22 protein-coding genes are annotated in these 22,271 nt (G+C 55.7%); 11 read left to right on the forward strand and 11 right to left on the reverse strand.

Annotated elements, in window-relative coordinates; genetic code table 11:
- Positions 1-25 precede the first annotated feature (25 nt).
- Together ACOTX4_RS16730 and ACOTX4_RS16735 are read left to right on the forward strand one after the other, a co-directional pair.
- Entirely contained in the window at positions 26-265 is a 240-nt protein-coding gene (locus ACOTX4_RS16730) for a hypothetical protein (protein WP_022650864.1), read from the forward strand.
- Positions 265-588 carry a hypothetical protein gene (locus ACOTX4_RS16735; protein ID WP_137041795.1) on the forward strand — a complete coding sequence of 108 codons (324 nt, stop codon included), beginning with the start codon at positions 265-267 and terminating at the stop codon, positions 586-588. The genes ACOTX4_RS16730 and ACOTX4_RS16735 overlap by 1 nt, the downstream gene beginning before the upstream one ends.
- Before the next feature lie 189 nt (positions 589-777).
- On the opposite strand, the gene ACOTX4_RS16740 is transcribed toward ACOTX4_RS16735, so the two are convergent.
- Genes ACOTX4_RS16740 through ACOTX4_RS16750 form a run of 3 tightly spaced genes read right to left on the reverse strand, consistent with a single transcriptional unit; the run spans position 778 to position 1,671 of the window.
- Positions 778-960, reverse strand: coding sequence for a DUF1869 domain-containing protein (locus ACOTX4_RS16740; RefSeq protein ID WP_003856955.1), 183 nt, complete (start codon positions 958-960; stop codon positions 778-780).
- Positions 961-963: 3 nt separating this feature from the next.
- Complete coding sequence (locus ACOTX4_RS16745; protein ID WP_003856958.1) at positions 964-1,317, reverse strand: DUF1971 domain-containing protein; 354 nt, start codon at positions 1,315-1,317, stop codon at positions 964-966.
- A 27-nt stretch (positions 1,318-1,344) separates the two neighbouring features.
- Entirely contained in the window at positions 1,345-1,671 is a 327-nt protein-coding gene (locus ACOTX4_RS16750; RefSeq protein ID WP_015570441.1) for a DUF1971 domain-containing protein, read from the reverse strand.
- 243 nt (positions 1,672-1,914) lie between these two features.
- Between ACOTX4_RS16750 and ACOTX4_RS16755 the strand changes: the two genes are divergently transcribed.
- Positions 1,915-2,088, forward strand: coding sequence for a GhoT/OrtT family toxin (locus ACOTX4_RS16755; RefSeq protein WP_003856960.1), 174 nt, complete (start codon positions 1,915-1,917; stop codon positions 2,086-2,088).
- 86 nt (positions 2,089-2,174) lie between these two features.
- A complete protein-coding gene (locus ACOTX4_RS16760; RefSeq protein ID WP_045333083.1) occupies positions 2,175-2,933 on the forward strand; it encodes an alpha/beta fold hydrolase in 759 nt (252 codons plus the stop codon).
- A gap of 33 nt (positions 2,934-2,966) precedes the next feature.
- Here the strand turns inward: ACOTX4_RS16760 and ACOTX4_RS16765 are convergent, their stop codons facing one another.
- From ACOTX4_RS16765 to ACOTX4_RS16775, 3 genes are read right to left on the reverse strand one after another with little or no spacing between them, the layout of a single operon-like run.
- Positions 2,967-5,141, reverse strand: a complete 2,175-nt coding sequence (locus ACOTX4_RS16765) for a virulence factor SrfC family protein (RefSeq protein ID WP_048244150.1) — start codon at positions 5,139-5,141, stop codon at positions 2,967-2,969.
- Positions 5,138-8,119: a virulence factor SrfB gene (locus ACOTX4_RS16770; RefSeq protein ID WP_003856965.1), complete on the reverse strand. Its 2,982-nt coding sequence runs from the start codon at positions 8,117-8,119 to the stop codon at positions 5,138-5,140. Before ACOTX4_RS16770 ends, ACOTX4_RS16765 begins: the two co-directional genes overlap by 4 nt.
- Positions 8,120-8,123: 4 nt before the next feature.
- Positions 8,124-9,461, reverse strand: a complete 1,338-nt coding sequence (locus ACOTX4_RS16775; protein WP_045333081.1) for an SrfA family protein — start codon at positions 9,459-9,461, stop codon at positions 8,124-8,126.
- A 282-nt stretch (positions 9,462-9,743) separates the two neighbouring features.
- Here ACOTX4_RS16775 and ACOTX4_RS16780 point away from each other — a divergent pair, with 282 nt between their 5' ends.
- Both ACOTX4_RS16780 and ACOTX4_RS16785 read left to right on the forward strand, forming a co-directional pair.
- A complete protein-coding gene (locus tag ACOTX4_RS16780) occupies positions 9,744-11,342 on the forward strand; it encodes an ABC transporter substrate-binding protein (protein ID WP_045333080.1) in 1,599 nt (532 codons plus the stop codon).
- 74 nt (positions 11,343-11,416) lie between these two features.
- The gene (locus ACOTX4_RS16785) at positions 11,417-11,650 is read left to right on the forward strand and encodes a YdcY family protein (protein WP_003856971.1); all 234 of its coding nucleotides are present in this window, start codon (positions 11,417-11,419) and stop codon (positions 11,648-11,650) included.
- Positions 11,651-11,653: 3 nt separating this feature from the next.
- On the opposite strand, the gene ACOTX4_RS16790 is transcribed toward ACOTX4_RS16785, so the two are convergent.
- Together ACOTX4_RS16790 and ACOTX4_RS16795 are read right to left on the reverse strand one after the other, a co-directional pair.
- Complete coding sequence (locus ACOTX4_RS16790; RefSeq protein ID WP_032658547.1) at positions 11,654-12,103, reverse strand: DMT family transporter; 450 nt, start codon at positions 12,101-12,103, stop codon at positions 11,654-11,656.
- Positions 12,100-12,618, reverse strand: a complete 519-nt coding sequence (locus tag ACOTX4_RS16795; protein ID WP_003856975.1) for a GNAT family N-acetyltransferase — start codon at positions 12,616-12,618, stop codon at positions 12,100-12,102. The genes ACOTX4_RS16790 and ACOTX4_RS16795 overlap by 4 nt, the downstream gene beginning before the upstream one ends.
- A 148-nt stretch (positions 12,619-12,766) precedes the next feature.
- Here ACOTX4_RS16795 and ACOTX4_RS16800 point away from each other — a divergent pair, with 148 nt between their 5' ends.
- The 3 genes from ACOTX4_RS16800 (at position 12,767) to ACOTX4_RS16810 (ending at position 15,371) form a co-directional block, all read left to right on the forward strand.
- Complete coding sequence (locus ACOTX4_RS16800) at positions 12,767-13,342, forward strand: helix-turn-helix domain-containing protein (RefSeq protein ID WP_003856978.1); 576 nt, start codon at positions 12,767-12,769, stop codon at positions 13,340-13,342.
- A 66-nt stretch (positions 13,343-13,408) separates the two neighbouring features.
- Entirely contained in the window at positions 13,409-14,443 is a 1,035-nt protein-coding gene (locus ACOTX4_RS16805; RefSeq protein ID WP_045333079.1) for an NADP-dependent oxidoreductase, read from the forward strand.
- Between the two features lie 259 nt (positions 14,444-14,702).
- The gene (locus ACOTX4_RS16810) at positions 14,703-15,371 is read left to right on the forward strand and encodes a GntR family transcriptional regulator (protein WP_032658540.1); all 669 of its coding nucleotides are present in this window, start codon (positions 14,703-14,705) and stop codon (positions 15,369-15,371) included.
- A 123-nt stretch (positions 15,372-15,494) separates the two neighbouring features.
- Here ACOTX4_RS16810 and pqqU read toward each other — a convergent pair whose 3' ends face one another.
- On the reverse strand, positions 15,495-17,612 hold the full coding sequence (pqqU, locus tag ACOTX4_RS16815) for a TonB-dependent receptor PqqU (protein WP_045333078.1): 2,118 nt from the start codon (positions 17,610-17,612) through the stop codon (positions 15,495-15,497).
- A 246-nt stretch (positions 17,613-17,858) separates the two neighbouring features.
- Between pqqU and ACOTX4_RS16820 the strand changes: the two genes are divergently transcribed.
- Positions 17,859-18,920 carry a YncE family protein gene (locus ACOTX4_RS16820; protein WP_023324693.1) on the forward strand — a complete coding sequence of 354 codons (1,062 nt, stop codon included), beginning with the start codon at positions 17,859-17,861 and terminating at the stop codon, positions 18,918-18,920.
- A 92-nt stretch (positions 18,921-19,012) separates the two neighbouring features.
- On the opposite strand, the gene ansP is transcribed toward ACOTX4_RS16820, so the two are convergent.
- On the reverse strand, positions 19,013-20,509 hold the full coding sequence (ansP, locus tag ACOTX4_RS16825) for an L-asparagine permease (protein WP_022648235.1): 1,497 nt from the start codon (positions 20,507-20,509) through the stop codon (positions 19,013-19,015).
- A gap of 327 nt (positions 20,510-20,836) precedes the next feature.
- Positions 20,837-21,727 (reverse strand): LysR family transcriptional regulator, encoded by an 891-nt coding sequence (locus tag ACOTX4_RS16830; protein WP_032658533.1) that lies wholly within the window; start codon positions 21,725-21,727, stop codon positions 20,837-20,839.
- Positions 21,728-21,839: 112 nt separating this feature from the next.
- Between ACOTX4_RS16830 and ACOTX4_RS16835 the strand changes: the two genes are divergently transcribed.
- Complete coding sequence (locus ACOTX4_RS16835) at positions 21,840-22,238, forward strand: (R)-mandelonitrile lyase (protein WP_023314200.1); 399 nt, start codon at positions 21,840-21,842, stop codon at positions 22,236-22,238.
- Positions 22,239-22,271: the final 33 nt, after the last annotated feature.

The raw sequence follows: 22,271 nt of genomic DNA on the forward strand, positions 1-22,271 counted from the left end.
CACAGTAATAAAGGGAGTGCAGATTATGCCCCGAATTTCAGATATTCAGGCCGCCTTTATTGCGGCCATAGAGCTTAACCCAAAGGGCTACCGCTACCTGAGAACAGACAGCTTTATAGAAAAGTTGCGTGGTTTTAACTGGCACTTCACCCGAGCCGACGCCAATGCATGGATAGAGCGCAATCAGCCAGGCTTCGCTGACAAGACGACAGACGGCAGTGATAACAGATACTGGATCCTGCGCAACATGGGGAGAGTTCTCTAATGGGATTTGCATCACCTGCTACCGATTACGTCGAACGCCAACTTTCTCCATCCGTTCTGTGCAACATAGGGGCCGAAAGCAGGGTGCTTGAAACAGATGTTGGGTTTGCAGTCATCGAGCCAGCCACGAAAAAAAGGCCAGGAGATGTGTTGTTAATTTTGTGCGACGGCCATACGCAGTTTGCCAAACTGATGGGTAAGGCGTTAATCACGGACGATGGCGAGGCGATAGAAGGCCCGGCACTGGAAGAGGTTGAGGTAATGGGGCGGGTGACGTTCTTCATTAACCGTGCGAGGGATGATGACGACTGCCCGGTGATGTAATGGGGCATGGTTGGGGCAAAAAATTAGCGCAAAACAACTCAAAACCTCATAAGGCAGTGATTCGTCTTGCGCTAATACTTTGGTTTTAGCTAGCTTCTTACTTACTTCAACTCAGTTCGTCAAAAAGATGCCGTACATCATGTTTAAACACTAAACCCTCATGCCCGGCGCAGTGCCGGGCGATTCAGCTTACCAGCCACATACCTCGTGTTCATTTTCCGTATCGTAGGCGCGAACGGTGTTCACCAGATCCTTCACGACATCTGCCGCGACGTCCGGGATCAACAGCTCCATTGGCGCTTCTGTTTCATAATCCACTGACACGCCGTTGCTGTTGTTGGTGACGGTCACGGTATAGGTAGCCTTACCCATTATTTACTCCTTATGCGTGTTGACCACTTTACCGATGCCCGCACCGCTGAGCGTGACGGCAGGATCCGCGAAAAAGTCGATATTAAAATAGGTGTCGTCGGTCAGAAGCTCAATGCGGTGCCATTTTTGCGGTGGGGAGATGCCAAAAGAACCGGCCTCAATGACCACTTCCAGATCGGGCTCGGTGGCGTCGCCATCGGCAAAGCCAAAGTAACGCACCGCACCCTGCATGACGGACAACCGACCGTACACGCCGGCTTTGGTGTTGTGATGGGTAAAAAGCGCTTTTGGGGCGGTCTCTTTATTCCAGAACGGCGTCGAGCGGGTATGAACAAAGTTTTCAGGAATACGTAACATCATAGTTTCCTTCATGTTGGCGGGTGCTTAAAGGGACTTAAGCACCTCAGGTTCAACAAAGAATTCAATATTGAACAGGGTGTCGTCGGTCATCACCTCAATGTGGTGCCATCTCTCTGGCGGGAAAACGCCGAAACGACCCGCTTCAATGACGAGCTCGCTGTCAGGCTCAGGTGTAAATTCATCAGCATAGCCCAGATAACGCACTGCGCCACGCATCACCGAAAGGCGAGGGTAAACGCCCGGACGCGTGCCCGTATCAAGGTGACGTTTAAAAATGCCAGCTGGGGCCGTTTCTTTGTTCCAGAAAGGCGTGGAACGGGTGTGAATGCAACTCTGCGGAATGCGTAGCATGTTTCCTCCCTTAAAAGCCTGCTGTTATTAGACTGCTTTCTGCGGGGATGGATTTATCAAAAAGTGCATTTAGTTTGCATGTTATCAATAATAACCGTTTTGCTTTACCCGGCGTTGTTACACAAGGTACTCAGTTGTTATTATCCATAGTGTTTAAGTGGTTATGATGTAACGAAAAAACTTGATCTGTGTCAACATATGACGCATATTGCGTGCGGTTATTTTTCGGCTCAGGTAAACAGAATGACGTTGTATCAAAAGATGTTGGTGTTCTACGCAATCATGGCCTCCATCTGCGCATTAATCACCTGGTTCCTGTCTAAAGATCGTAAACGTATTCGCCTGTTGAGCGCATTCCTGGTGGGTTCCACCTGGCCGATGAGCTTTCCTGTTGCCCTGTTGATCTCTCTTTTCTGAAGCACGCTTCCAGAATCGGCATCCAGACATAGCATTCCATACATTGAGGCTGTATAAATATACAGTTTGTCATACATGGAGTGCTTATGAACAGTTTCTATTCGCAGCAAGCAGGCTGCACTGTGCGCTGGCAGGATCTTCCCGGTTTCGGTGACCCGGTTGTGTTTATCCACGGGTTGGGCTGTGCATCGTCGTATGAATATCCTCGTATTGTCTGTGATACCCGTTTCGGGGGGCGCAGAGCCATTCTGATCGATCTTCCCGGTAGCGGTTACAGTGACAAACCTGACATCTACCGTTATCGCACGAGCGAACAGGCGCAGGTGGTGGTTGAACTGTTAAACCATCTCGGCCTGGATAGTCTATGGCTCTATGGTCATAGCATGGGGGGGAGTATCGCGATCGAAACGGCAACGCTGTTAACGTCGCGCGTTAAGGGCCTGATAGTGTCTGAACCCAATTTTCATGCGGGTGGCGGGATGTTCAGCCGGGCAATTGCGGCCCAAACGGAACAACATTTTCTGGCTCAGGGCTATGATGACATGCTGCGGGCGGAAACGTCGCCGTGGACTGGAAGCCTTCAAAGTAATGCCCCCTGGGCCGTCTGGCGCGGCGCAACAAGCCTGGTCGAGGGCGTTAAACCTGACTGGGAACACCTGTTCTTGTCATTGCGCTGCCCGGTAATGTTAGTTTTTGGTGAGCGATCCCTACCTGATGACGATTTTAATCGTCTGCAACAAAACGGCGTTGCTGTAAAAATTATCCCTGATGCGGGCCATTCAATGTCCTGGGAAAACCCGTCAGCGTTGGCTCAGGCTTTGTCTGGCTTCATAAACGGCTCATGAATGGGCAGCCCGCATTGTTGCGGGCTGGAATGATTAAGACAGCAAGGCAGACAAGGCTTTCCGTGCCGCAGGCTGAACGTCATACGGACACTGATAATCCACGTTCTCAATCGCGCGGGTGTAGAGCGCAACCAACCAGTCATAAACATAGGCTGTCGCCGCATGGACAGGCTGCTCGCCAAGTCGGGTAAGACGGGGTGAGGCGCTGCTCACAACGGGCGTCACAAAAATTGGCTCACCTTTGCGGATCCGGCTTGCAGGCCGTTCAGAGACGGGTGTCAGTTCATAGCCAAGCCAGCTAATGAAATTGCCTGTCGCGGCATGCAGCTGCGCGGCGCTGCTTTTATCTTTTTCTGCAATGCGTTGCAGTTGCAGCGGCAGATCCAGCCGATAGCTGGTAACGATCAGCACATCCGCAATCTGCTGTAATACCTCTGCGTCCAGGCCCAGACGGGCAGCCGCCGCGTCGTTGCGACTCCACTGACGAAGATGGTTAACCCACACGTTATGGGCCAGCCGCGCTTTGTCTTTGGTCTGCAACGCGCCTGGATTTTCCTGCGTCTCTTCCGCAAACAGATCGATAACATCGTTAAACAGGCCGTTGACCTGTTCCTCACGAGGCTGGTGGACGGTCAGCAGCGTCTCAAACGCGTTTAACGGCGGCAGAAGCCCCTCAAGCAGTTCACCATGACGAGCGGCACTGCCTTGCAGCGTTCGGACCATTTTTTCGGCCATTGCCCGCCCTGCGCCTGGCTCCTGAGTGAGAGGCGCGACATATGGGCGCATCAGCGTTGACAGCGACTCTAGTAACAGCCTTTTCAGCGCGCGGAGACGCTTCTGGCGCTGTGCCGGCAGGGTAGCCTGCGACAGCCACTCAATCACTCGCTGCATGCTGTGGCTATCGAGCGCCTGAAGCGTGCCCCAGCGCAGACCCGGCTGGCCCAGCAATTGCTGCACCGCTTCGTCCAGATTCTGCTTTGTGGTAAACCGCGCATCATGAGGGGTAATGGCCCAGACCAGCCCCGGCAACGCGGATTCTTCAACCGGCTGCGTCTCTTTGACCCAGTTTTGCAGGAGCCTTGCCGTTTTCGCGGTCTGCTGGTGGTGCGCCGTTGCATTGCAGATAACCAGGACATCCGGCTGAATGTGCTGACGATAATGCTCCAGCAACCACAGGCATTTTGCCTGCATCATCAGCGGCGTGTTTTCCTCAGAAATGGCCGGAATATCAATGACGTCAACGGTATCCAGCACGCAGTTCTCAACGGGCAGCACAACTTCGCGGGTCAGAGATGCCAGTACATCAACTGGCAGGCTAATGGCGTTAAGCAGCTCGCCGTTTTTTACCGGATGAAGCAGTGTTTCCTGTGCTTCCGGCACGGTAAACGCCCCGTGAGTAAGAAAGCCTTCGCAGGGTAGACCAAAGCTGTCCACCAGCAGACTCAACGGCGCCGCAAGTGCGCTGGCATGGCTGGTTTGATGCAGCACCTGGGCGAATTTAAGCCACTGCTGGGTTAACTCCTGCTGCTCACCCCACAGCAGAGACCAGACGCTGGCGCGGGTGCTGAGATCAAGCGACGGAACCAGCAGAGCAAACTGGTGCCACAGGGCATCATCAATATGCTGCTTAGCGCCGGGTACTACGCTTTGCCAGAACCGGGCAATGGTCGCGACTTCCCGCGCCGTCATTCCCGGCACGCTCTGCGGTTGACGCAGCACCCGCCACTTCTCAAGCCGGGCTTCAATCACCGATTTATCCACCGCGCGGATCTGCGGATCCAGCGTGGTGCGCGCGATAAACAGCTGCACCAGCTCGGCCTCCGTTACCAGGCGCAGGCGCAGGGGAAACGCGTCGTCTGCGACCTCGCGGGACGCTCTGCTGAAACGCACGGCCATGTTGGTCGGTGCATGCCCGGGGTTAATATGCGAGAAGTAATCAAAAGTGCGTTGACCCGGCGTTACGTTCAGCCGTTCGTCCCCGCTGCCGCACAGGGCAGCCAGCAGGTGCGCTTTCGCGGCCTGCGAGTGGCCATATAGGCCGATACTGCCCTGGCTGACAAGGGCGCGATCGAGCGCCTCTTCACGCGCGCTTAGTGCGTTAAGGCGGGCAAGCAGGGCGTCGGCTTCGTTATCCAGCATCGGGGCGTGCTGTCGCGTCTCGTTGATCCACCCGATTAAGGCCTGAGTGGTGGCAGTCGTCGCAGTCATTTGAGGTATACGCTCCCGCTGTCGATCCAGTAGTGGCTGCCGCTGTGTCGGCGATCGGCCAGAGTATTCAGTTTAAAGGTCAGGGCATCCGGCGGCACTGGCGTGCCGTCCTGTAGCCAGGCATCACTCAGCTCGAAAGATTCCGGACCTTCCTGCTTAGTGCCGCCACGCAGCTTCAGGCGCACGTTCAGTACGCCGTCGCCCGCAATGGCTTTCGCCAGCTCGGCAGAGTTGATGCTCAGGGTATAGAGCGGTGTCGCGGGCCAGCGGGCATTGGCCAGCTGCCGGAAGCCGAGCGTAACGTTGCCGCGCAGCGGGAAGTGCAGACGGGCGTCCAGTTTCGCGCCGGGTTTATCGAGGTCGATATCGTGATACCAGACGTTCTCGTCCCGCAGGGTATTGATCGTGTTATCCAGCACGCCCAGATAGCGCACCGTAGAGTACGCGCCGATATCCGCTGCTTTAAAGTTAAAACGCGGCAGACGAAGATCCAGCGCCAGGCTACAGAGCATCGCTCCTACCGCAGCGGTGGATTTCGGGTTGCCGATCCGTCCCTGCTGGCTGAACGGATACCATTCATGAACCTGATATTTATCCAGCCAGACGATGCGGTTGACGGGCACCGGTTGCAGGTGGCGAATCAGGGCCTGAACGCCCGGCAGGCAGCCCGGCCGTCCCGTGATCAGCAGGATATCGCAGCTGTAGTGAGAGATCGCCTCACATACCGCATGAAGCGGGGCGGCAAGCGTGAACTGACCCGCCAGCATGGCGTCCCGCATCTCCCGAAAGCTGACGTGCAGCGGTACGCTGAACAGATCAAAGTGTTCTGAGCCGGCAGGCAACGCATGGTCAATCGCCTGCTGGAGATAATTCATCACGTTGCGCGTCGGTTTTTGCGTAAGCAGGTCGCCAAAGGTGGCATGCAGCCCGGCCAGCGGATCGTCAACATCGCTCGATTCCCACGCCGCCAGGATCGCGTGACCTATCGGCATAAAAAGCTGAAGCGCCGTCTGCTGGCGCAGGACCGCCTGGGTATCGATCCGCCCTGAATCACCGAACAGGGATGCCATCAGTTGGGAGGCATCGGCTATGCCGGATTTCTGAAGCTGGGTTTGCAGCGCGGGCAGAACGTAGCGCTGGATCACGTCCAGCAGCGTATCATCGCCAGCGACCTTGAACCCTTCGCGGAACAGCAGCTGCGGGGTGATTTTGACGTTATTTCCGGAACCATCATCTAACTGATAGTGCGTGATGGCCATATCCGTCGTGCCGCCGCCGATATCAATCGAGGCCACGCGCAGCGCACGCCCCGGCAGGACGCCAGGCTCAGGCGCGCGATCCGGACGGGCGAGGGAGGCGAAAAAGGCCTCGGTCTGGCCACCGAAATGGGAAATGGCTTCGTTATACAGCCACACCAGCTGGCCGCAGCTGGCCTCGTCCCACTCCATCTGGATCTCAGGGACCGGCACCACGCTTTTTTCCTGCTGCTTGCGGCTGGCAAAATCTTCATCCTGCGGGTGCCAGCCCATCGCTTTCCAGACGATGGCGATGGCTTCGAACATGCGGCGACGGAAAATCTCGCGCTCCTGTTTCGGCATTGCCGAAGGCAGGGTGAGGATCAGCGTCCGCAGCTGGCGGGGAGAGGCCGGGAAGCCGAGCCGCAAGCGGGTGGCCACGCTGTTAATCTGGCCAAGCGCCTGAGCCAGCAGCTCGCAGAGCATGTGCGTCATCAGGGTGCTGCGGCTGTACTGCGGAGAGAACACCGGCAGACGCTCATCCTGCGGCAGCGTAAAGAGTGGTTCCCCGTCGTCGTTCATCAGGTTCATCAGCGGAAACGCAGTTGCCAGCGGTTCGCGCTGGGTTTTGCTGTTCATCTGGCTAAAGCGCCAGTCCTGCACTACCGGCGTCTCGTCCCACAGATAGCGACGCGGGCTGGAAATTCCACTGTTGCCTTCCGTGCCCAGACGCTGCATTGCCAGCTTACGCGCTTCATCACCCACGCGGACAATGGACGGCCAGACGAATGCATCCTCCCGGCCGCTTTCCACCGAGAAGTGCTGCTTGCCAAAACGCGCTTCGGAAAATTCAAGACGGCTGGTAAACAGCGGCTCATTCAGGAACTGTGGCTCACTCAGAGATCGTACCTGAAGTTCAGCCGTCTGGCGCAGGCCGTCGTTGGCATCACCATGATCTTCAATAATCACGCCGCAGGTGTGGGTGTTGCCTACGTCAAGGATCAGATCGACAGGAATAGCAGGGGTGCTCAGGGTATGGGTGACAAACTTCACTTCCGGCACGGTGAGTTGTTCCCCGAGCATGGAGAGCAGGTTGAGCCAGTGTGCCTGATATTCAAAGCTGCGCATGGCCTGATGCAGCTCCCGCTCGGAGCGTTTTTCAACCCCGTCGGCAAACTGCGTAAAGGCTTCGCGCAGCCAGCCGTCAATCCAGGTCTGGTCAAGGAAACTCTCAACCTCACTGTCGCGCCAGGCGAGCGCGAAACGCGTGCCGTTAAGGATATCGTTTTCAACCGGCGACAGGGCAGACGTTGCATGCTCTGCAATCTGGCTGTCGAGCGCGACGGTGACCCGGTGCGTATTGCCAGCCGCGTCGGGAGTGGAAAGCTTTCGTACCTGGACGCGCGCCCAGTTATCCGGACCATCAACAAACGTCCGCGGCGGGTTAAAGCGCAGGAAAGGGAGCGGCAGCCAGACGCCGTCCAGCACGTTCAGGGAGTTATGCAGTGGAATGGTGCTTTCAGGCTTGACCACTTCCGGCTGCCCGCCATCGGTGGCAGGCAGCGTGTACCGGCCGTTAACCAGATCAAAATCCAGGCGCAACAGCGGGCCATTTGCCGTTTTACGCACGAAACGCCCGTTGCTGGCGGTGTCCTGCGGAGTCAGGCCAAAATCGAGAAACTGCACGCCGCTGTTAGCAATCAGCGTCACGCTCTGTTTATAGTCGCAAAGATTAACCAGCATAGGATCAGACACCTGCTTTCTTGAACGTCAGAGGAACGATGGTGTTGGCATCGTAACGTGCGGTGCATTCCGCCACGTCGCTGGCACCTGCCTTACAGGTCACTTCCGGCATCGGATAGCGTGAACCGTCGGTGCAACGAGCGTTTCCGCGCGTTTTGATCAACAGCTCGCCGTTGCTGTGTAATCCGGAAAAGACGTCTACCCGGCAGACAATGTTGTCGCCATGCACAACCCGGGCGAAACCTTTATTGTTCTGGATCTGGTAGCGCAGCGACGGCGGTTTGCCGGTGAGCGGATCCTGCACATCGAGAAACGCGCGCCAGGTGCCATTCAGGAAGCGCGTTAACCCCGCTTTGACCTGGTTTGCCTCCATCACCATCGCATCTTTCGGTATCGCGGTAATGACCACTGGTTCGGCTGCCGGTGCAGGCGTTTTCACCTTCGGCTCTACCACTTCGGCCTGGTGCAGCGGGAGTTTCAGCTCAAGCGGCTCGACCGTCTTTACGGGGGCCGGAGCAATGGCGACAGGCACTGGCGCTGGTGTGGCAACAGGCGCTGCGGTCGGGGCCTGTTTTGGCCAAAGCAGCGGGGTGGCAATGGCCGCAATAATGACGGCGGCAACCGGCAGCAACCACAGGGGAGAGCGACGTTTTTTCTGCATGGCCGCCGGTGCGGGCTCTGGCGGCGCGGCGTTCATGCGCACCGGCTCTGGCGTATACAGTTCATCTTCGGTGATACGGACTGAAGCCACAGGCGTGATAAGCGGCGCGTCGGCCTGCTCAAAGGTCACTACCGGGGCCGGTTCTGGCTCCTGTTCAGGTTCAGGCTCGTTAATCACCACTGGCTCAGGTTCAGGGACCAACGATTCGCGCAGGCAGTCCAGCACGTCGTCGCGCGCGTTCTCGTTAAGATTGACGAAACCCCAGAAGCAGATCACCGGTTTGCCATCCACCAGGAAAACAAAGTTTTCACCGGGAAACTGAAAGGCTTTTGAGAGCAGAGAGCCAAACAGTTGCTGCGCCGTTTTCGGTGACTGAAGGCATTTTTTACTCAGAGACTCCACGCTGGCGAGCGTGTTTTCCAGATAGCGTAGGGCGCGATAACGATCATCTTCATCCGCCGCCTTCCAGCTGGAGACGGTTCCCTCAACCGGGGAGTACCAGTCAACGCGATCGCCGCCGTCGTAGACCTGGGGGATGGCCAGACAATCGACGATAGCCTGTTGTTTGCGCAACCGAAGCGCTTCGCGGATTTGCAGCGCTGATTCAAAAACGGCCTGTCCGCCGCCACCAACGGCCTGAAAATCATCCAGATTACCGCTGCGTAAAAGTGTTTTTGCCACGATTTGGTCCTGTAGACTTCTTCACGCCATTACTTTAACGAAACAGCTAAGCAAGCAAACGGCGGAGGAGACGATAAAAGGGACGATTTCTTGCGGCATTGATCGTGATGGTTGTGCTTGACGAATAATGAACCTTAAGGCAAATCGGTTTCTGCGGGGTGATGCTAAAACCAGCGAAATGTACGGCTTTAGAATAACCTGATAGTGATTCGTTATTTGTCAGGCCAATACGTCTGTGCTGTTATTACTGTTCACTATAATAAAACCGAAAGGGTAATAACCATGTCTACAGGGAAAACCGTGCTCGCCCTCGCGCTGAGCGCGCTGCTACCGGCAAGCGCCGCATGGGCGGCAAATAAAGACACCATTATCTACTGCTCCGAGGCGTCGCCGGAGTCGTTTAACCCGCAGATCGCCAGCTCTGGACCTTCGTTTGTCGCCAGCTCGCAAACGCTGTATAACCGTCTGATTAACTTCGACCCGGTAAAAAACACGCCGGTGCCTTCTCTGGCCGAGTCGTGGACCATTTCGCCAGACGGCAAAACATACACGTTTACCCTGCGTAAAGGGGTAAAATTCAACAGCAATAAATACTTCAAACCTACCCGTGATTTTAACGCTGATGACGTTATTTTCTCCGTTATGCGTCAGAAAGACCCTAAGCATCCCTATCACAATGTTTCCCAGGGTAATTACGAATACTTTAATGACGTGGGCCTCGACAAGCTCATTCAGGATGTGAAAAAGATCGACGATTATCACGTCCAGTTCACGCTGAGCGAACCCAACGCGGCGTTCCTGGCCGACTGGGGAATGGACTTCGCCTCGATCCTCTCTGCCGAGTACGCGGACGCGATGCTGAAAAAGGGGACACCTGAAAATGTGGACACCTGGCCAATCGGCACCGGCCCGTATGTGCTTCAGCAGTACAAGGTGGATTCGCTGATCCGCTACGTCGCCAATCCGAACTACTGGGACGGTGAGGTGCCGACCAAACACCTGATCTTCTCCATCACGCCAAACGTTGAGACGCGTCTGGCGAAGCTGCAAACGAACGAGTGTCAGATCATTCCTGCGCCGTCGCCGGTGCAGTTTGAAGCGATCAAGAAAAACAAAGAGCTGACCCTGCACTCGGTGGATGCGCTGAACGTGGGGTACCTGGCGTTCAACACGGAGAAAAAACCGTTTGATAACGTGCTGGTGCGCCAGGCTCTGAATTACGCGACGGACAAAAAGGCCATTGTGAACGCGGTCTTTATGGGGTCTGGTACGGTCGCTAAATCGCCGATCCCGCCGAACATGCTCGGCTTTAATAAAGACCTGAAGGATTACGGCTACGATCCGGAAAAAGCGAAAGCGCTGCTGAAGCAGGCGGGTCTGGAGAAGGGCGCGGAAGTGACCCTCTGGTCCATGCCGGTTCAGCGTCCGTACAACCCGAACTCGCGACGCATTGCGGAGATGATCCAGGCTGACTGGGCGAAAGTGGGTGTGAAGGCGAAAATCGTCTCTTACGAGTGGGGTGAGTACCTCTCCGGCATGCGTAAAGGCGAGCATGATTCCGCGCTGTTCGGCTGGATGTCTGATAACGGCGATCCGGACAACTTCGCCGATGTGCTGCTGGGTTGTAACAGCATCAAAACCGGATCTAACGCCGCGCGCTGGTGTGATAAGGGGTATGATGAGCTGGTGCAAAAGGCCAAACTGACCAGCAACCCGGACGAACGTGCGAAGCTGTATGGCCAGGCACAGGAGATTTTCTACCAGCAGGCACCGTGGATTGCGTTAGCTAACGGCAAAACGTTCTACGCGACCCGCAGCAACGTGACCGGGTACAGCGTGAGTCTGATGGGCAGTGACTTCTCGAAAGCGAAGCTGAACTGATCGTATTCTTGCCGGGTGGCGGCTATGCATTACCCGGCCTACAGTTAGCACCCGGCACGTGATAAGGAGTGACAATGTCACATTTAAACAAAGTTATCGCCCGCGTCGATGCCACCATCGAAGAGAGCGTGATTACCCACATGAACGAACTGCTGATCGAATTAAGCGATGATGCAGAGCTCAGCCGTGAAGATCGTTATACCCAGCAGCAGCGCCTGCGTACCGCGATTGCGCATCATGGCAAGCAACATAAAGAAGAGGCGGAGGCACGCCATGCCCACCTCACGCAGGGTGGGACTATCCTGTAAGGGTTAAAACTGGCGCCGTGCCACCAGCCAGGCGCCAACCACCAGCATCACTGCGCCGCAGACCGGGCCAACCAGCGCGCGCAGGGGAATGCCGTTGCTCTTGAGGATGTCCATCACCAGACCGCCAATCAGCTGGCTTGCCACCAGTACGGCAATGGTCGTTGCCGCGCCCACATTCTGATATCCGCTAATACTGGCAAAGACAAAAAAAGACCCCAGCAGGCCGGGGATCAACGTCCACCAGCGCACCGTTGACGCCAGTTCGTTAAACCCCGCCAGGCCATTTTTCACCAGCAACATGCTGACAAACAACACAATCCCCACCAGCGAGTTCAGCAGCATGGCGATAAGAATGGTGGAAGAGGATTGCGTAATGCGCACCATAAGGGTGTTTTGTACCACCAGCCCAATCCCGGCGGCCACCAGAAATGCTAACGTCAACGATTGATTCATGGCAGAGCATCCGGATCGCTGCGCTCATCGAGCTGGAGTTGCATAAAGGTTAAATCCAGCCAGCGACCGAATTTGGTTCCTACCTGCGGCATATTTCCGGTGGTAATAAAGCCCAGGGTTTCATGCAGATGAATCGACGCCTGGTTCTGCGCCTCAATACCGGCAACCATCACATGTTTACCTATCTGGCGGGCTTCCTTAATTAATTCCGTCATTAGCAGTCGACCAATGCCTTTGCCCTGATGATCGGGATGAACGTAAACCGAGTGCTCCACCGTATGGCGAAAACCGTCGAATGCTCGCCAGTCGCCAAATGAGGCGTATCCCGTCACTACACCTTCTTCTTCACTGACCAGCACCGGATAACCCAACAGCGTGCGCGCCTCAAACCATGCAATACGGTTATCGGTATCGACAGTTGTATCGTTCCATATTGCGGCGGTGTGCAGCACCGCATGGTTATAAATTTCACCGATAGCGGCACAATCTTCTTTGCAGGCATGACGAACAATCATGGTTAACCTCTGGCTGTGTTGTTCACTATAGTAGTATGGTTTTGTCACAATATTACACAGTTCATGTATTCCATCGCTACGACAAAATCCCTGTTTTTTTGTCACAAAACTCCCCCGAAAAACCATCCGTACACTATAGTATGACGTCATGAATACAATGACAGACAATATGAATCAACGCATTAGCGCCCGCATACGCCTTGAACGCGAGTCGCGTGGCTGGTCATTAAGCGAACTGGCCGAACGGGCAGGTATCTCACGCGCCATGATCCATAAGATTGAACGGGGTGACAGTAGCCCAACGGCGACGCTGCTTGCGCGGTTATCCGGTGCCTTCGGTATTAGCATGTCTACGCTCATTGCGCGCGCGGAAATGCAGGAGGGCAAACTGTTACGTCTGGCGAACCAGCCCGTCTGGCGCGATCCGCAAACCCACTATTTGCGTCGCCATGTGTCGCCGCGCACCGATATGCCTATCGACCTCGTCCAGGTGGAGCTACCCGCAGGCAGCGATGTGCCGATGCCCGCTTCCTCTTACGCGCTGGCGCGACAGCTGATTTGGTTGCAGGCAGGTGAACTGGTCTTTCTGGAGGGGGATACCCGCCATGAAATGAAGGCCGGAGATTGTCTGGAACTCGGGCCGCCGAACGACTGCCGGTTTATCAACGAAACGGATGAATCGTGCCTCTATCTGGTCGTGCGGCTTAATCAGTCCGGCTCATAATGCAAAGGCGATCCGCAGGATAACGTGCCAGACTTGAATGACATTTTCAGCAGTAAGGAGCGAAGAATGAATCAATCAACTACGCAAAACCGACGCTGGGTACTGGCTTCCCGTCCACACGGCGCGCCGGTTGCCGAAAATTTCCGCCTGGAAGAGCAGCCGATCCCCACGCCCGCAGAGGGACAGGTATTATTACGCACCGTATGGCTCTCGCTTGATCCGTACATGCGGGGCCGTATGAGCGATGCGCCATCCTATTCACCTCCTGTCGAGATTGGTGCGGTGATGGTGGGCGGCACGGTAAGCCGCGTCGAGACCTCCCGCCATCCGGATTATAAAGAGGGTGAATGGGTGCTGGGTTACAGCGGCTGGCAGGAGTATGAACTGTCCGACGGGCAGGGGCTGGTGAAGCTGGGTGAAAACCCGTCGCATCCTTCATGGGCACTCGGCGTGCTCGGGATGCCGGGCTTCACCGCGTATATGGGGCTGCTCGATATCGGCCAGCCTCAGGCAGGGGAAACCCTCGTCGTGGCGGCGGCCACGGGGCCGGTTGGCGCAACGGTGGGGCAGATCGGAAAAATCAAAGGGTGCCGGGTCATCGGCGTGGCTGGCGGGGAGGAGAAATGCCGTCATGCGGTCGACGTGCTCGGTTTCGACGCCTGTCTGGATCACCATGCGGATGATTTTGCCGAACAGCTGGCGAAAGCCTGCCCGCAGGGCATTGACGTGTATTATGAAAACGTCGGCGGTAAAGTCTTTGACGCCGTACTGCCGCTCCTGAATACCTCCGCGCGCGTGCCGGTTTGCGGACTGGTCAGCGGCTACAACGCGACCAACTTGCCGGAGGGGCCGGATCGCTTGCCGCTGCTGATGGGGACCATCCTGAAAAAACGCATCCGCATGCAGGGCTTTATCATCGCTCAGGACTATGGTCATCGTATCGTCGAGTTCCAGCAGGAAATGGGACGCTGGGTGAAGGAAGGCAAAATACACTATCGCGAGCAGGTCACCGAAGGGCTGAACGCGGCGCCGGAGGCGCTGATTGGGCTGCTGGAAGGGAAAAACTTCGGCAAGGTCGTGATCCGCGTGGCGGCGGACTAAACAGAGCATCGGTTATGGCGGGCAAAGTCCGCCATAATTATTTGTGAAGATACGATATATTGTCTTTAATTAATCCATAAGCATTGCGCGCCATCGGCCCAGCTGAGCCAGAAGTGGTAAACGTAATAGTAATTGAACAATTTTTATTTTAACGCGCGCCCTTCATACCAGGCATGACGATACAGGATATATCAAACCGGCGATGTTTTTTTAAACAGTCGCTGAAAATGGCATTTTGTTTTGGCTACGGGAATTAAACATGCTTGATTTGGAAAACCTGGAAAAAGCACAAAGAATCAGTCTGACGATGCAAGTTGAGAACAGTTTAAAGGGAGCGTTAATTACGGGCTCATTAAAACCTGGGGCTCGACTCATCACGAAAGAGATTGCGGATAAATTAGGCACCAGCATCACACCAGTGCGCGAAGCCCTGCTGCGCCTGGTGTCGGCAGGCGCATTACAGGCCACGCCTGCTCAGGCGTTTTTGGTGCCAGAGGTTACGCTGGAGCGTTATAACGAAATTAACGCCATCCGAAAACAGCTTGAGCCGATGGCCGTTGCGGCGGCATGTCAGAATATGACCGAGACCAAACTGGGTGCATTACGCGCGCTGTCAGATAACTTCAGCACCGCCATGCATCAGGGCGACGTGCAGAAGGCGATCCATGCCAACCGCGTGTTCCGGTTTACGCTCTATCAGTATGCCGAAATGCCGACCCTGAACTCGCTGATTGAGCAGCTATGGGTACGGATTGGTCCGTGTATCAACTACCTGCACGAAGAGATGAAAGATATCCCTGCCACGACTTACCATTATGCCGATCTGCTTTCTGCGCTTGAGCAAAGGGACGTGACGGCCAGTCGGGAAGCGATCGACCGAGCCATTGATGAAGCCAATATCCTCCTGCAACGGCAATACTACAGTTAAGGATCGCACTGGCGCACTTATTTTTTTATTCGTTTTAAAGTTCCCTGAGTATATTCCCGGCGCTTAAGGCTACCGGGAATGATGTTATTTTTTTACCGGCAACGTGCGCTGCCGGAAAATGTTTTACTCAAAGCGATAAGAGACCGACAGGCCCACGCCATAGTTACGGCCAGGGGCGGGTTCGTAATAGCGATTGTAGCCGGCGTTTACAATCTCTGAACCGACGTACTCTTTATCGAACAGGTTATCGACGCGACCAAAGATGTCCATTCCCCATTTGCCGTAATTGAGTTTATACCCGGTATTCAGACCGACCACGGTATAAGAGGGCGCTTTGGCGGTATTGGTGTCGTTTGCCATCACGTCGCTCATGTAGCGGGCATCTGCCCCCGCGTACCAGCCTTCCTCAGGCTCCCAGCCAAACGACGCATACCCCATGTTACGGGCAATCCCCGGCATCCGGTTGCCGCTACAGTCTGCATTGCTACAGACGTTGGTACGGTAGGTCGCATCAAGATAGGTCCACGCCATTTTCAGCTTCCAGTTTTCGGCAAACTGCTGGTCGAGCGCAATTTCCACACCCTGACGGCGCGTTTTCCCCGCATTTTTGTAGGTAGTGCGACCATCTTTGTTTTCGTCCACCACGATCTCGTTGTCGGTATCCGTGCGGAACAGTGCCGCCGTCAGGATGCCATTGCCGATGCGGGTTTTGCTGCCAATCTCATAGGTGTTGTTGGTTGACGGTTGCAGATTAATATTGAGGCCGCCTTTGCCATCAGAACGGTATGAGAGTTCGTTGATGGTAGGGGTCTCAAATCCCCGTCCCGCCGCGGCATACAGGTTCCAGGCGTCGGTCATGGCGTATTTCACCGCACCAGCCGGGAGCCATTTATGGTAGCTGGCGTCACCGCTGTCATCGCCGTTTTGAGGGGTAATGTAATGATCGTTGGAGTCAAACCAGACGGAGCTGTAACGCACGCCCGCCTCAACGGACAGCTTTTGCGTGAGCTGCCATTGGGTTTGCAGGTAGGGATCAAGGGTCCACATCAGGTTACGTTCGTCACGGCGTTTGTTACCCTTCACGCCAAAATCCGGCACGCCGTTGTTCATCACGAAGTTTTCATACCCGCGGCGATTTTCACTCATATTTTCGTAGTTCAGGCCGGTGGTAAACGTTACCGGCACCAGAAGCTCACCGCGGTGGGTCCAGCGGGTATCAATACCCTGATAGTGGCGCTGCATATCAATTACGCCACCCGAATGCGCAGGATTTTCAGTCTGCGCGGTATCCGGAATGGACTGGTACTGGGTCATTTCACGCTCACCGGCGTACATCATCACGCTGAGGTCGTCCTGTTCGCTCAACTGACGGTCGTAGCGGATCCCGGCCTGGGTCTGCTTAATGGTTTTACGCGTGTTGTACTGATCGCCACGGGGTGACTGGCGTGGGTTGTTCTGCCACTCCTGATAACTCAGTCCGCCCGGATCGTTGGCTTTCATGTCGACGCTGTTAAAAATCAGCGTTAGCTTGCTGACATCATCAATGCGTACGCCCAGTTTCGCATTGGCGAGGTTTTTCCGTGCGCCGCTGTGGTCGCGATAGCCATGGGTGGTGAAGCGGGTTGTGGATACCGCATAGTCCACATCCCCCGCCTGAGTCCCGTCGCCCACCGCACCGGTGGCCTTCATGCCGTAACGCCAGGTGCCGTAACTGCCGTAATAGCTGCTGGCTTCAATTGTGGCTGGCTGTTGTCCGGTCTGGGTGTTGATGTTGATTACGCCGCCGGAGGCATTGCCGTACAGGGCAGAGAAGGGGCCGCGCAGCACGTCGACGCTCTCAATGCTGTTGAGGTCTATGTTTGACGTCTGCCCCTGGCCGTCGGGCATGGTTGCCGGAATGCCGTCCACGTACATGCGGATCCCGCGTACGCCGAAGGTTGAACGCGCGCCGAATCCGCGAACGGAAAGTTGCAGATCCTGAGCATAGTTCTGGCGGTTCTGGATTTGCAGGCCAGGCACGCTCCCAAGGGATTCAGAAAGGTTGATGCGCGGTGTGGCATGTCGCATATCCTCGCCGCTCACCACGCTGACTGCGGCCGGGGTGTCCAGTTCGGAGACAGTTTGCGACGTGGCGCTGACGATCAGGGTCTGTTCATCCGCGGCCATCGCACTCAGCGGGCCAAAAATGACGGGAGCGAACAGCAGGGGTAGTGATGCCTTGCGGGCAGTAATAATTTTCATGGAGTAAACCGGTTAAGAAAAATTCGAACCAAATCAACTGGAACCTGTGTATATATGTTAAATCCTTTGTAAATGTTATGAAAACTATAACCGCACATTTCGTGAATGTAAGGCTTTGAACGAAAGAAATACTCCACATTCAACTGATTAATGATTACTATTCTCATTAAAATAACGGCAAAGCGATGACTTTGCCCACCGGAAGTGATGTCAGCGGTAAATCTCCTCATTTAAAAAGGAATTGTTATGTCTTTACGTCATCTGTGCTCGCCGCGCCTGCGTGGGTCTCTGCTGTTGGGCTCTTTACTGTTTGCCGGTACGTTCCAGGTTCATGCCGCTGAAGAGATGTTGCGCAAAGCGGTCGGCAAGGGCGCGTATGAAATGGCCGTCAGCCAGCAGGAAAACGCGCTGTGGGTTGCGACGTCACAAAGCCGCAAAACCGATAAGGGCGGCGTGGTTTATCGTCTGGATCCGGTCACGCTGGAAGTGACGCAGGCGATTCATAACGATCTCAAGCCGTTTGGCGCCACGATCGATAACGCCACCCAGACGCTGTGGTTCGGTAACACCGTCAACAGCGCCGTGACGGCGATTGACGCCAAAACGAGCGAGGTTAAAGGGCGCCTGGTGCTGGACGATCGCAAGCGTAGCGACACGGTGAAGCCGCTTCAGCCGCGCCAGCTGGTGGCCGATGACACGACCAATACGGTGTACATTACCGGCATCGGCAAGGAGAGCGTGATCTGGGTTGTTGATGGCGCAACGCTGAAGCTGAAGGACACTATCACGAACACCGGCACGTTCAGCACCGGACTGGCGCTGGATGCGAAGGCAAAACGCCTGTATACCACCAATGCGGACGGCGAGCTGGTGACCATTGATACGGCAACCAACAAAATCCTCAGCCGTAAAAAAGTGCAGGATGACGGAAAAGAGCACTTCTACCTGAACCTGAGCCTGGACACTGTCGGCCAGCGTGCGTTTGTGACGGATTCAAAACAGCCAGAAGTGCTGGTGGTGAATCTGAAAGATGGCAGCGTGATGCAGAAAATCGCCGCGCCAGAATCGCTGGCCGTACTGTTTAACCCGGCGCGTAACGAAGCCTATGTGACGCACCGCGAGGCGGGCAAGGTGAGCGTGATTGACGCCAAAACCTACAAAGTGACCAAGACCTACGATACCCCGGTTTACCCGAACAGCCTGGCGCTGTCTGCGGACGGTAAAACGCTGTACGTAACGGTGAAACAGAAATCAACCCGTCAGCAGGAAGCGACCCAGCCTGACGATGTGATTCGTATCGCGCTCTGATGTGGGATTTGCCCGGTGGTGGTGCGCTACCGGGCATAAAAAAAACATGAAATGCAGGCCGGGTAAGGCGAAGCCGCCACCCGGCTTTTTTATTAACGCGACGTCTCTTCCACCAGCGGACCGTCCTGTTTGTCATCTCCAGGATGAACCGGTGCGGTACTGTGGATTTCATTCACGCGTTTACGAACGCCAAACCAGCCAGCAATCAACAGCACCGCCAGCAGCGGTATTGTGGCGATGGTGTAGGTACCGTTCGGGTAGTCGAAGGCCATCAGCACCAGCACGCTCAGCAGGAACAGCAGGGTAAGCCAGGAGGTCACCGGTGCGCCCGGCAGCTTGAAGCTGACGTCAGCCGCTTTTCCTTCTTTGATCGCTTTGCGCAGACGCATCTGACACACCACAATAAAGGCCCAGGAGGCAATAATGCCCAGTGCAGCGACGTTCAGCACGATCTCAAACACCTGAGACGGCACCAGATAGTTCAGGAACACGCCAAAGATATACACCACCAGAGTGGCCAGAATACCCGCGTAAGGCACCTGCTGCTTGCTCATCTTCGACATAAACTTCGGCGCAGAGCCCCCCATCGACATGGAGCGCAGGATACGGCCCGTCGAATAGAGTCCGGAGTTCAGGCTGGAGAGCGCGGCGGTCAGTACCACGATGTTCATGATGCTGCCCACGTACGGCACGCCCAGCTTAGAGAAGAAGGTTACAAACGGGCTTTGGCCCGCCTGGTATGCGTTCCACGGCAGCAGCAGAACCAGCAGCACCACGGAGCCCACATAGAACAGGCCGATACGCCAGATCACGCTGTTGATGGCTTTTGGCACCATCGTCTGCGGATCTTTGCATTCACCTGCCGCCGTACCGACCAGTTCGATGGAGGCAAAGGCGAACACCACCCCCTGCACCAGAACCAGCGCTGGCAGCAGGCCGTGCGGGAAGAAACCACCGTTATCGGTAATCAGGTGGAAGCCGGTTGCGTTACCGTCCAGCGGTTTACCGGTGCCGAGGAATACGGTCCCGACCACCAGGAAGATCACAATGGCCAGCACCTTAACCAGCGCGAACCAGAACTCCATTTCGGCGAACCATTTCACGCCGATCATGTTCATGGTCCCGACAATTGCCAGCGCTCCGAGGGCGAACACCCACTGCGGCACATCGCCAAACGCGCCCCAGTAGTGCATATACAGCGCAACGGCGGTGATATCGACAATACCGGTCATTGCCCAGTTAACGAAGTACATCCAGCCCGCGACATACGCGGCTTTTTCACCAAGAAACTCGCGGGCGTAAGAGACAAAGCTGCCGCTGGAAGGGCGGTGGAGTACCAGTTCGCCGAGCGCACGAAGGATGAAGAAAGAGAAGATCCCGCACACCAGATAGACCAGGGCGAGAGCGGGGCCAGCCATTTGCAGACGTGCGCCTGCACCTAAAAACAGACCTGTACCGATAGCGCCGCCGATGGCGATCATCTGCACCTGACGGTTGCCCATCGCCTTGTGATAGCCCTCTTCATGAGAGTTCAACCAGCGACGTTTCGCAGCATGATGATCGGCTGCGCTTTTATTGCTTGTTTTCATTGAGTTACCTGTTTGCCTGTCTGAACCATTAACGTGATAGTCCTGCCTGGCAGATGCCGAAACAAACGATTGCTTCTGCGCAGACACATGCTGCCTTTCCAGTCATTCTGTGTATGGATAAGGCAAAACATGGCGAGGCATCCTACCCGCAATTGATAAGCGACGCAAAATATAACCGTGCCGAAAGTGATGCACGTCGAAGGAAATCGTGTGGTCAGAGCAGACGGGGATCACAACGCGCTGAATCGTGGCGTTTTTTTAGGCAAAAAGGTCTGCGAATGCTGATTTAATCATCAGGTTTACTTAATAGTTACTTATAGGTAGAGACTATGTATGCCGCAGGGCTGCAATGAGTAATGCAAAGGCGGTAGTGTGCTGGCGGCGGCTCGGATAATACAGATGGTATCCCGTAAAAGCCGGACACCAGGCTTCAAGCACACCCACTAACCGGCCCTTAGCAAGGGCGTCCTGAACCGCATCTTGCGGAACATACGCCAGCCCCAGACCGTTTTCGGCGGCATCGATGCGCTGCGGCAGGCTGTTGAGGATCAGCTGGCCGTCAACCCGCACGCGCAGCTCACGTCCGTCCCGTTCAAATTCCCAGGCATATAATCCGCCGCGTGTGGGCAGGCGCATATTAATGCAGCGGTGCTGATCGAGCTGCTCCGGCGTTTTCGGTATGCCGAAACGTTGCAAATACTCTGCTGACCCGACAACCGCCATGCGCATGTCCGGCGCAATACGTACCGCAATCATATCTTTCGCCACCTGCTCACCCAGACGCACCCCCGCGTCAAAGCGGCCATCGACAATATCAGTCAGCCCATTGTCCACCGTGACTTCAACGTTGATGTCAGGATACTGCGCCATAAAGGGTTTAAGCACAGGCCACAGCACCGTAGACATGGCGTGTTCCCCGGCGTTAAGGCGAATATTCCCGGCAGGTCTGTCGCGGGTATCACGCAACGCGGTGAGTTCCTGCTCGATCTCCAGCAGATGGGGGCTTAAGCGCCTAAAGAGTTGCTCGCCGGCCTCGGTAGGGGCCACGCTACGGGTGGTGCGGGTTAACAGACGGACTTCCAGCCTCGCTTCCAGCTTGCGCATTGCGTGGCTGAGTGCCGACTGAGATACCCCAAGCTGCGCCGCGGCGCGGGTAAAGCTGCGCTCCCGGGCGACGACCATAAAGGAAAGCAGATCGTTGAAGTTGTCTTTTAACATGGCGGCTTACTCGATTTATGAATTGAACTCATGGTTCCTTTCTGATTATGCACTCTAATGCTCCCCATGGCTTTACGCTACTGTTAACGCAACAGCAAACGAGGAGTAAATCATGAAAATTATCCGTAGCGGTTCGTTACCTTCCGTTCAGGGTCCAGAGGCCTGGTTTACCGGCAGCGTGCGCATTGACGCGCCTTTCCAGGCGACTGAACCGGCAAAAGTCGGTGGCGCGACCGTCACCTTTGAACCCGGCGCACGTACCGCCTGGCATACGCATCCTCTTGGACAAACGCTGATCGTGACGCAGGGGCGCGGCTGGTTACAGGAGTGGGGGAAAGAGGCGGAACCGCTGAATCAGGGGGATATCGCCTGGATCCCACCCGGCGTGAAGCACTGGCACGGCGCAAGCGCGCAGACGGCGATGACCCATATCGCCATCGCAGAAGCGGTCGACGGGAGTCCGGTGGCGTGGCTGGAGAAGGTCACCGACGAGCAGTATCCGAACGAGTAGTCTGGCGTTTCGTAAACAAATTATTAACGTTAT

Origin of the sequence: Enterobacter cloacae complex sp. IR5459, from assembly GCF_049238005.1 — a bacterium.
GTDB lineage: Bacteria > Pseudomonadota > Gammaproteobacteria > Enterobacterales > Enterobacteriaceae > Enterobacter > Enterobacter hormaechei_C.